Here is a 9,562-nt window from a genome sequence, read left to right on the forward strand (position 1 = left end):
AGAGGGGGTTTAACCCGCCACTTCAGAACCCCAGGCTGGCCAATAAATCGTCAACTTCCGATTGACCCGAGACGACCTCGGTGTTGCCCACGGGGTTGACAACAGGCCCTGCCAAGGCGGGCTTGTATTCAGTGGCTGGCGCCGTTGCTTTAACGACCGCCTCCACCGGGGCGGTCTGAATCAGCAATTGAATCAACTGCTCTTCAATGTTGGCAACCAGGTTGATTACCTTGGCAATGACTTGACCTGTCAGGTCGTGAAAGTCCTGCGCCATCATGATTTCTGTCAGATGTTGATCAATCTGTTTGGTGGATTGTTCGACATCAGTGATGAAGTTCATCACATGGCCTTTTGCCACGGCACTGACCGGGTCTTTGACGATCAAGGCACCAATACGGCGGGTTTCCGCTGCAACATAATCATGTTGTGCCTTGGCCTGGTCAACCCGGTTTAGCACTTTTTCAGCGGCTTCCCCAGTAAGTCTGGCAATGTATGACAGACGATCTTTGGCGTCGGGTATTTCGCCCGTCAAGCCCTTGACCTTGTCCGTCAGGCCCAGTCCATTGAGCGCATCATGCAATTGCCGCGTCAGCTTTCCGATAGTTTGATGCACATCCGGCGTGACTGCAATACTTGCGGCAGGACCTGGGTGAATGCTTTGCATGGAAGTCACTTCAAACCCATCTTGGTGAGAATAAGGTTGACTTTGTCTTCCAGCGTGGCTTTGGTAAAGGGTTTGACAATGTAGCCGGCAGCACCTTGTTGGGCCGCCATAACGATGTCTTCTTTTCGCGCCTCGGCCGTCACCATCAGAACAGGGATGTGCTTGAGCTTCTCATCTTTTTTGATTTCCATCAGCAACTGAAAGCCGTTCATATTGGGCATATTGATGTCGCTGACAACAAAGTCAAAATTACTATTGCGTAATTTTTGTAATGCCGCCACGCCATCTTCAGCCTCGTCGGCCTCTGTATAGCCACTTTCCTTGAGCAGGTTGCGAACAATCCGCCGCATGGTGGAAAAGTCATCAACAACCAAAAACCGAAGCTCATTTGCCATGTGACACCCTTTCAATGGCGTTTGCCCGAACTGTTATTTGTATGTACCGAATCATGATGTCTCAATGTTATTGGCTGACTGCCGGGGTGGCTGCTGCTTCTTGCTCTGGGGCTATTGTGGCCGGTGCTCGCGCCGTCCCCATGAGTCGCTCTTCGGCTTCACGCGTCATCACCGTAATGCTAATTCTACGGTTCGCCGCGCTTAATGGATTGCTTGCATCCAGCAAACTGCTGGATGACAGGCCGACGACCCGAGCCAGCTTGTCGTCTGGCATGCCTGCCGCAACAAGCTCCCGCCGAGAAGCGTTGGCCCGATCAGAAGAAAGTTCCCAGTTGCTATAGCCGCGTTCGGCATTGCTGTAAGAGGAGCGGTCCGTGTGACCATCCAGGCTGATTTTGTTTTCAACGCCGTTCAATGCCGCCCCGATTTCTCTCAATATGTCGCGCATATACGGTTTGACCGTTGCACTACCGCTGTCAAACATGGGGCGTTTCTGATCGTCGATGATCTGTATTTGCAGGCCGTCCGGCGTTGTATCCAGTCTGATTTGGGAACTGTATTCGGCAAGTTTGGCGTTGTTGGATATGACTGCGCTGATTTTTGCACTCAGAGAAGCTAATTTTTTAGCGTCTTGCTTGGCTACTTCTGCCCGGACAGCTTCAGCCATCATTTTTTTTTGAATAGGGTCGTTGCCCTCGCCGCGGCGGGACTGGCCCGCCTGCTTGGTCAGATCTGCACCCCCGCCAGGAAGGATGCTGTTGCTGGCACCAGCGCCGCTCCCCCCCAGCATGGATACCTTGAGTGGCGCTGTAAAGTAGTCAGAGAGGCCTTTTTTATCACCTTCCGAAGTAGAGCCCAGCAGCCACATCAGCAAAAAAAATGCCATCATGGCTGTCACAAAGTCGGCGTAGGCAATCTTCCAGGCGCCGCCATGCACGGAGTGGCCCGCTTTTTTGATCCTTTTGACGATGATCGGCTGCAGCTTTTTAGCGTCTGTAGCCATATCAACCCAGCGTCAGCTTATTTTTTGCCACGCACATAACTTTCCAGTTCAATAAAGGTGGGACGTTCGGTCGAGAAGAGAACTTTGCGACCAAATTCAATCGCCGTCGAGGGGTTGTAGCCCTGCATGCTGGCCAACAGCGTGGTCTTGATGCACTGCAATTCTTTGGCACTGTCTTCCGTTTTCTGCTCCAGCAGGCCGCCCAAGGGCTCGACCACGCCATAGGCCAGCAGAATCCCTAAAAAAGTACCCACTAAGGCGGAGGCAATCATGCCGCCCAGCACTGCGGGTGGTTGCCCGACCGAACCCATGGTGTTCACCACCCCCAAAACGGCAGCAACAATGCCGAACGCAGGCAAGGCCCCGGCCAGCCGTGCAATCGCCGCGATAGGCGCGTGCGCCTCGGCATGGTGGGTGTCAATCTCGCTGTCCATCAAGGATTCAATTTCATGGGCGTTCAGGTTGCCTGAGACCATCATGCGCAGGTAATCGGTCATGAACTCCACCACATGGTGGTCGCTGCCAACGGTGGCGTATTTTTTGAAGATTTCTGAGCCGTGCGGGTCTTCAACGTCCTTCTCGATGGCCATCAAGCCCTCTTTGCGGGCTTTTTGCAGGATGTCATAGAGCAAGGCCATCAGTTCCAGATAGCGCGCCTTGGTGTACTTGGAGCCCTTGATCGCCTGCGGAATGAGCTTGATCGTCGCCTTCAGCACCTTGGGCTGGTTGTTGACCGCAAAAGCGCCCAGTGCCCCGCCAAAAATCGTGATCAACTCAAACGGCAACGCCTTGAGAATCACCGCGATGTTGCCACCGTGAAAGATGTACACACCAAAGATGCAACCCATGGAAACCACGTAACCAACAATAACGATCATGGTTTTACAGAGTCAAGATGAAGGGGGGCAGCCATATATTTGGCAACTAAATGTTGCGCTTGTGAATTTTATGGAACAAACGTGTGAGCCAAAAAAAGAAAAGGGCCCCAAAGGAGCCCTTTAATAAGTGCTTACGTATCAGAGCACTCAGTGTAGCAATATCCCTCCGGCGCTGGCGCTTTTACCGGCGCGAGCGGGGGGGGTGCACAGGCCGCACTCAAAGTGACGCGCATTCTCGTAGGGATTGGTTACAAAATGGCCGCCACATTTGGAGCATTTGGTACGTCCCAGCATGTTGTTGTTCACAAACTTCACCAGACGCCAAGCCCGGGTGATGGACAACAGCGGCTCTAGTCCGCAAGCCGCGATCTGTTCGGTGTAAAGCCTGAACGCTTTCATGATCGCGTCAATGTCTTCCAGCGCGCTCACCTTGCTCACGTACTCGTAGGTGTTTAAAAACAACGACGCGTGAATATTCGGTTGCCAGGTCAAAAACCAGTCGGTCGAAAACGGCAGTTGCCCCTTGGACGGTGAGCGTCCGGCTACTTCTTTATACAGGCGCAGCAAGCGCTCGTAAGACAGATCGGTTTCGCTTTCCAGCACCTGCAGACGGGCACCCAGTTGAATCAGCGCGACAGCCCGCTCAACCTGTTTGGAATCATTTAAAACGCTTTTGGTGGCCATGGTGATCTCCTTACATCGCCTCGGCGAAGCGCCCGGCCATCAAAATACTGGCATGCAGCTTGGTGGTGGAGTCGTTGTCCACTTTGTTCACCGTATTGTTGGTCAACAGATTCCACACAATATCGTCATCCATGCGAAAGCGGCACAGCAGCATATTGTTGGAAGCCATTTTCAGGATCTGCCCAGGGGAGAGCGTGGCAATGAGCGCTGCCGACTCTTCAGAAATGCCCAGCCGGAACAAAGCAGTGGCCTTGTCATTGCGAATCAGGTTTTGCGCCAGCATGAGGTAAGTCAGGTTGGCATCGCGGATTTCTGCGGAGAGTTGTTCGTCTGTCATGTTCGGCTCCAATTTTGGGCAAGACCCTGTAGGGACCGCGATGGCGTTGATTCTAAGGGCGTTCGCTACTGTTTTTATAGCATTCACAAGAGATATCTTCATCACGATGGAGTCGATTTTGAACTTGACCCCAGAAAACTTGAATCGGCATCTGCCTGTTCGGGGTGTCAGGACTTTGACGTTGGTTTGTAAGGGAAACTCGTACAAAATGATCAATGCAGCGTGGATAAGGGTGTGAAATACCGGGCAATTCTATTTTTTAGCATCGTCTTGTTGGTCCTAGACTTGCGTAAATTTCATGCAGTAACACTTGCATTCCCAGTTTCACGAGCAGAGTATGAGCATCGAACCAATTTACGTCACTCAGCCCTACCTGCCGCCACTTGAAGAATTTATTCCCTATCTGCAGCAGATATGGGACAAGAAAATTCTTACCAATGGGGGGCCTTTTCACCAGCAATTGGAGCAGGCGCTGTGTGACTATTTGGGCGTCAAGCACATTGCCCTGTTCACCAATGGCACGATTGCGCTGGTTACGGCATTGCAGGCATTGAGAATTACGGGCGAAGTGATTACGACGCCGTATTCATTCGTAGCGACTTCGCACTCGTTGTTGTGGAACGGCATCAAACCCGTGTTCGTGGACATTGACCCGAACACGTTCAACCTGGATCCGGTGAAGATCGAGGCTGCCATCACGCCACAAACCACCGCCATCATGCCGGTCCATTGCTACGGGCATCCTTGCGATGTCGAAGCGATCCAGAAGATTGCCGATAACTACAACCTCAAGGTCATTTACGACGCGGCTCATGCTTTTGGTGTTAAAGATACAGGGGGGAGCATCCTTCGGCATGGCGATATGTCGGTATTGAGTTTCCATGCCACCAAGGTGTTCAACACATTTGAGGGCGGTGCCATCATCTGTCCTGATGAAAAAACGAAGATTCGCATTGATCAACTGAAGAACTTCGGTCACGTGGGTGAAGTCACCGTGGTGGCACCTGGCATCAACGGGAAAATGAGCGAATTCAACGCGGCATTAGGACTTTTGCAGTTGAAATACATTGATCAGGCGCTCTTGCGCCGCAAGGCAATTGATACCGCTTATCGTGAGCGCCTAAAAAATGTAAAGGGTATCCACTGCTTGAATGATTCGGGCGAAAAAGTTGCCAACTATTCTTATTTTCCTGTCTTGGTGGATGCCAACTATCCGCTCAGCCGCGATGGACTGAACCAAAAGCTAAAAGATAGCGGTATCCACCCACGCCGCTATTTTTATCCCTTGATATCGGAATTTCCTATGTATCGTGGCTTACCGTCCGCCCGTGGGGAAAATCTGCCAGTGGCAACCGCCGCTTCGTCGCAAGTTCTCTGCCTGCCTATCTACCCCGATTTGGCGATGTCCGCAGTTGATGAAATTACCAATTTCATTGCGGCTCAATGAAAGTGCATACAAAAAAAACGAGCGATGCTATGGGGCAGACCAGATGAAACTGGCCATTATGCAGCCGTACTTCTTTCCGTATATTGGCTACTTCCAGTTGATCGCATCGGCCGATCTATTCATCGTGTATGACAACATTAAATACACAAAGAAGGGTTGGATCAATCGCAACCGCATGTTGCAGAACGGCAAGGATGTCATGTTCTCGTTGCCGTTGAAAAGTGATTCGGACCATCTGGATGTGTGCCAACGGGGGTTGTCGACTGATTTCAACCGCGATAAATTGCTGAACCAAATCAAGGGGGCGTATAGACGCGCGCCGTATTTTGATCAGACGTTGCCGCTGATCGAAGAGATCGTTCGTTTTGATGATGCAAACCTGTTTGAATACCTGCACCACGCCATCGTCAAAACCTGCGCGCATTTGGGCATCACCACTGAGATCAGAATCTCTTCCGACATCGCCATAAATCACACCCTGAAAAATCAGGACAAGGTGCTTGCTTTGTGCGAAGCGGTCGGCGCGAATACCTATGTGAACGCCATCGGCGGCATGGAACTGTATGCAAAAGATACGTTTCGGGATAAGGGTGTCGACTTGAAATTCATTCAAGCGAAACCGTTCGAATATCCGCAGTTGGGCGACGCGTTCGTTCCTTGGTTATCGATTGTCGACGTGATGATGTTCAATCCGATCGAGACGATCCAAAACTGCATCTCAACTAACTTTGAGTTGATCTGAGCTATGTTCAGGTGGAAAAAATTAGGCAAGGTGTTCACGCCGCAAGAAGTGCGAGGGCGCAGTTGGCTGAAAGAGTTCGCACAGGCGCCTTCGATCCTTGTGTTTGATGATTTCGTGCGGGTCTATTTCTCCTGCCGCCCCCCCGCAGACGAGAATGCTCAGTATGTAAGCTACTCCGCCTATGTCGATCTCGATCGCGCCGATCTGTTCAAGGTGCGGCATGTTGGCGAACAACCCATCCTCAGTCTGGGTGGGCTGGGCGAGTTCGATGAATTCGGCACCTATCCAGTCTCTGTTATTCGCTATGGAAACGAAGTGCGCGCCTATTACGCGGGCTGGACGCGCTGTGAATCCGTGCCGTTCAACGTGGCGATCGGCATGGCGACCAGCTTCGATGGGGGCACGACCTTCACCAAACTTGGCACCGGCCCGGTACTGTCGTATTCGCCGGACGAACCTTTCGTGCTGAGCGGGCCGAAGGTCCGGCGGTTCAATGACACCTGGTATCTGTGGTACATCGCCGGTCGCAAGTGGAAAGTAGTCGATGGCAAGGCAGAGCCGGTCTACAAGATCCGCATGGCATCGTCCTTAGACGGTATCCATTGGAACAAGGTCAACAAAGACCTGATTGAGAGTCGCATTGAAGAAGATGAAGCGCAAGCCAGTCCGGACGTGTTCTACGCCAATGGCAAATATCACATGTTCTTCTGCTACCGCTACAGCAGCGATTACCGGGGCAAGGAAAACGGCTACCGCATCGGATATGCATCCAGCACCAACTTGACCGACTGGCTGCGCGATGATGCGAAAGCCGGCATCGACGTGTCGGAGGAAGGCTGGGATGCGGAGATGATCAGTTACCCGCACGTGTTCGAACTGGATGAAAAAACCTACCTGGCCTATCTTGGCAATCAGGTTGGTCGACACGGCTTCGGTCTGGCAGTGCTGGATGGCAAGTTGGAGTAAGGAATGAGCGCGATGAAGTGGACAAAACTCGGCAAGATATTCGACCCTACCCAGTACTCGCTGCCGAACGAATGTGTGCAATTCGCACAATCGCCGCAAGCCTTGGTGTTCGATGATTTTGTACGCATCTATTTTTCCACCCGCGCGGTCGACAAAAGCAATGGCAAGTACCTGAGCCATATCGCCTTCGTCGACATGTGCAAGAACCTGCGCGATGTCATTCGCGTATCGGACAAGACGGTCATCCCACTCGGTGGACTTGGTTGTTTCGACGAGCATGGCATTTTTCCAATGAGCGTCATGCGGCACGGCGATGCCGTGTATGGCTACACCTGCGGTTGGAATCGACGTGTCTCGGTCTCGGTCGATACCGCCATCGGTCTGGCCATCAGCCATGATGACGGCCTCACCTTCCAGCGCATCGGTGACGGCCCGGTGCTGGCGGCATCGCTGCATGAACCTTGTCTGGTTGGTGATGGCTTTGTGAAGATCGTCGACGGCGTGTTCCACATGTGGTACATCTTCGGTGCCGGCTGGAGGAAGTTCACACCGGACTCAGCGCCAGATCGCACCTATAAGATCGGTCATGCGACTTCTAGCGACGGTATCAACTGGGTCAAGGAAGAAGCCCGGCAGATTATCGCCGACCGCTTGGGTGCGGATGAAAGCCAGGCGCTGCCGACAGTGATCGAGATCGATGGTCGGCATCACATGTTCTTTTGCTATCGCCAGTCATCCGACTTCAGGAGGAACAAGGGTCGCGGCTATCGCATCGGTCATGCATGGTCGGACGACTTGGCGAACTGGACGCGCGACGATATGAATCCGCTGCTTGACGTCACACCGGGTGACTGGGATTCTGATATGTTGTGCTACCCGCATGTGTTCGAGTGCGATGGTCAGGTGTATTTGCTCTATAACGGCAACGAGTTCGGACGTTTCGGTTTTGGCTTGGCGGTATTGGAACGATGAGCGCGACGATTGAGTTCTTGTTGAACAAGGCCTCTGCGGTACAAATCGCAGATCACTTGCTGTGCTGCGATGCCGATTTCATGCCGCCCTTGCGCGAACGGGTCGAGATACGCGACTATGCGCAGAAGATTGCAAGCAAAGCGACGCGGTTTGAAGCCTGGTCAAACGGCACACTGGTCGCTTTGGTGGCGGCCTATTGCAACAACGAAGAACAGCTTATCGCATATATCACCAGCGTCAGCGTGCTACGCGAGTGGACAGGCAAGGGCATTGCTGCGAAGTTGATGAACCAGTGTAATGAATACGCGAAGACCGCGGGTATGTGGCGAATCAGTCTGGAAGTGGCTGCGGACAATGCTCCAGCCATCAAGTTGTATGAAAAGTGCGGATTCGTCGCAGACAAGGCGGAGGCGCGATTCGTGCCAATGACGCTATATTTGAAAAGCAGGGAAGAACAAACATGACCAGTAAGCGTGATTACAACGTCGAAATAAAAAATACGAACGACCACAAATACGCATATGGCTTCGACTTCGATGTGATGCATCCTTTCATGATCAAATCGTTCGAACCTTTCTTCAATAAGGGCAGCTTGCTTGAGCTTGGCAGCTTCAAGGGCGACTTCACCAGAAGACTCCGGCCCTATTTCGATGACATTACCTGTGTCGACGCCTCGGATGTCGCGATCAACGAAGCCAGATTGAAGCTGGGCGACAAGGTGAAGTTCGTCAATTCGCAATTCGAGAAGGCGGGCCTGCCCAGACGCTATGACAACATCGTGCTAACTCATGTGTTGGAGCACTTGGACGATCCCGTCTCGGTGTTGAAGCGCGTCAACGAAGAGTGGTTGGCGGAAGGCGGCCGGTTCTTCCTGGTGTGCCCGAACGCCAATGCGCCTTCAAGACAGATCGCTGTCAAGATGGGGCTGATCACTCATAATGCCGCCGTCACCGCGGCTGAGGCGGAGCATGGTCACCGATGTACCTACTCGTTGGACACTCTGGAACGCGATGCCGTGACGGCTGGATTGAAGGTGGTTCACCGATCCGGTATCTTCTTCAAGGCACTGGCGAACTTTCAGTGGGATCGATTGCTGCAAACGGACATCATTTCTACAGAGTATCTGGAAGGATGCTACAAACTGGGGCAGCAGTATCCCGATCTGTGTTCGAGTATCTTTTTGATATGCGAACGAGGCGAGGCCGCCTAGGCCCTGGGAAGGTGAAACTCACTTGAGAAAGGCTTGCGTGCATTTTCAAGACGCAGCAATGACAGGCATGACCCCTTCATTCATTCATCGGCGTAGGTGGCAAGCCCGCACACCAGCGCTGCCACATGGCGCGCAAGGTGGCGTCCAGACTGTTGGCGAAGGGTTCCGGTTGACCCATGGCAGAGGCATTAAAACGTGCCCGCATCTCGAGGCGAAGCACTGCCAGTTCTGCAACATGTTCTGCCCAGTGATTGCCCTTGTTGA

The 9,562-nt window shown here is 52.7% G+C and carries 13 protein-coding genes; 6 read left to right on the forward strand and 7 right to left on the reverse strand.

Annotation, left to right across the window (positions count from 1 at the left end):
- Positions 1-22: 22 nt before the first annotated feature.
- From HHJ17_RS15535 to flhD, 6 genes are all read right to left on the reverse strand, one after another.
- Entirely contained in the window at positions 23-664 is a 642-nt protein-coding gene (locus tag HHJ17_RS15535; RefSeq protein WP_296497879.1) for a protein phosphatase CheZ, read from the reverse strand.
- 5 nt (positions 665-669) lie between these two features.
- Complete coding sequence (cheY, locus tag HHJ17_RS15540; protein ID WP_296497877.1) at positions 670-1,059, reverse strand: chemotaxis response regulator CheY; 390 nt, start codon at positions 1,057-1,059, stop codon at positions 670-672.
- 67 nt (positions 1,060-1,126) lie between these two features.
- Positions 1,127-2,062, reverse strand: coding sequence for a flagellar motor protein MotB (gene motB / locus HHJ17_RS15545; RefSeq protein ID WP_296497875.1), 936 nt, complete (start codon positions 2,060-2,062; stop codon positions 1,127-1,129).
- A 17-nt stretch (positions 2,063-2,079) separates the two neighbouring features.
- Positions 2,080-2,940 carry a flagellar motor stator protein MotA gene (motA, locus tag HHJ17_RS15550; protein ID WP_296497873.1) on the reverse strand — a complete coding sequence of 287 codons (861 nt, stop codon included), beginning with the start codon at positions 2,938-2,940 and terminating at the stop codon, positions 2,080-2,082.
- Positions 2,941-3,087: 147 nt separating this feature from the next.
- Positions 3,088-3,624, reverse strand: coding sequence for a flagellar transcriptional regulator FlhC (gene flhC, locus HHJ17_RS15555; RefSeq protein WP_296497872.1), 537 nt, complete (start codon positions 3,622-3,624; stop codon positions 3,088-3,090).
- Between the two features lie 10 nt (positions 3,625-3,634).
- The gene (gene flhD / locus HHJ17_RS15560) at positions 3,635-3,961 is read right to left on the reverse strand and encodes a flagellar transcriptional regulator FlhD (protein WP_296497869.1); all 327 of its coding nucleotides are present in this window, start codon (positions 3,959-3,961) and stop codon (positions 3,635-3,637) included.
- A 337-nt stretch (positions 3,962-4,298) separates the two neighbouring features.
- Between flhD and vioA the strand changes: the two genes are divergently transcribed.
- From vioA to HHJ17_RS15590, 6 genes are read left to right on the forward strand one after another with little or no spacing between them, the layout of a single operon-like run.
- On the forward strand, positions 4,299-5,408 hold the full coding sequence (gene vioA / locus HHJ17_RS15565; protein WP_296497866.1) for a dTDP-4-amino-4,6-dideoxy-D-glucose aminotransferase VioA: 1,110 nt from the start codon (positions 4,299-4,301) through the stop codon (positions 5,406-5,408).
- 43 nt (positions 5,409-5,451) lie between these two features.
- The gene (locus HHJ17_RS15570; protein WP_296497864.1) at positions 5,452-6,150 is read left to right on the forward strand and encodes a WbqC family protein; all 699 of its coding nucleotides are present in this window, start codon (positions 5,452-5,454) and stop codon (positions 6,148-6,150) included.
- A 3-nt stretch (positions 6,151-6,153) separates the two neighbouring features.
- A complete protein-coding gene (locus HHJ17_RS15575; RefSeq protein WP_296497861.1) occupies positions 6,154-7,116 on the forward strand; it encodes a hypothetical protein in 963 nt (320 codons plus the stop codon).
- A 3-nt stretch (positions 7,117-7,119) separates the two neighbouring features.
- Positions 7,120-8,088 carry a hypothetical protein gene (locus tag HHJ17_RS15580; RefSeq protein WP_296497860.1) on the forward strand — a complete coding sequence of 323 codons (969 nt, stop codon included), beginning with the start codon at positions 7,120-7,122 and terminating at the stop codon, positions 8,086-8,088.
- Positions 8,085-8,552: a GNAT family N-acetyltransferase gene (locus HHJ17_RS15585; protein WP_296497858.1), complete on the forward strand. Its 468-nt coding sequence runs from the start codon at positions 8,085-8,087 to the stop codon at positions 8,550-8,552. Before HHJ17_RS15580 ends, HHJ17_RS15585 begins: the two co-directional genes overlap by 4 nt.
- Complete coding sequence (locus HHJ17_RS15590) at positions 8,549-9,298, forward strand: class I SAM-dependent methyltransferase (protein ID WP_296497856.1); 750 nt, start codon at positions 8,549-8,551, stop codon at positions 9,296-9,298. Before HHJ17_RS15585 ends, HHJ17_RS15590 begins: the two co-directional genes overlap by 4 nt.
- 76 nt (positions 9,299-9,374) lie before the next feature.
- On the opposite strand, the gene HHJ17_RS15595 is transcribed toward HHJ17_RS15590, so the two are convergent.
- Positions 9,375-9,562 (reverse strand): hypothetical protein (locus HHJ17_RS15595; protein WP_296506370.1); only part of this gene is annotated, 188 nt, incomplete at its 5' end.

The sequence above is a fragment of the Rhodoferax sp. genome (assembly GCF_012927445.1).
Taxonomy (GTDB): Bacteria; Pseudomonadota; Gammaproteobacteria; order Burkholderiales; family Burkholderiaceae_C; genus Rhodoferax.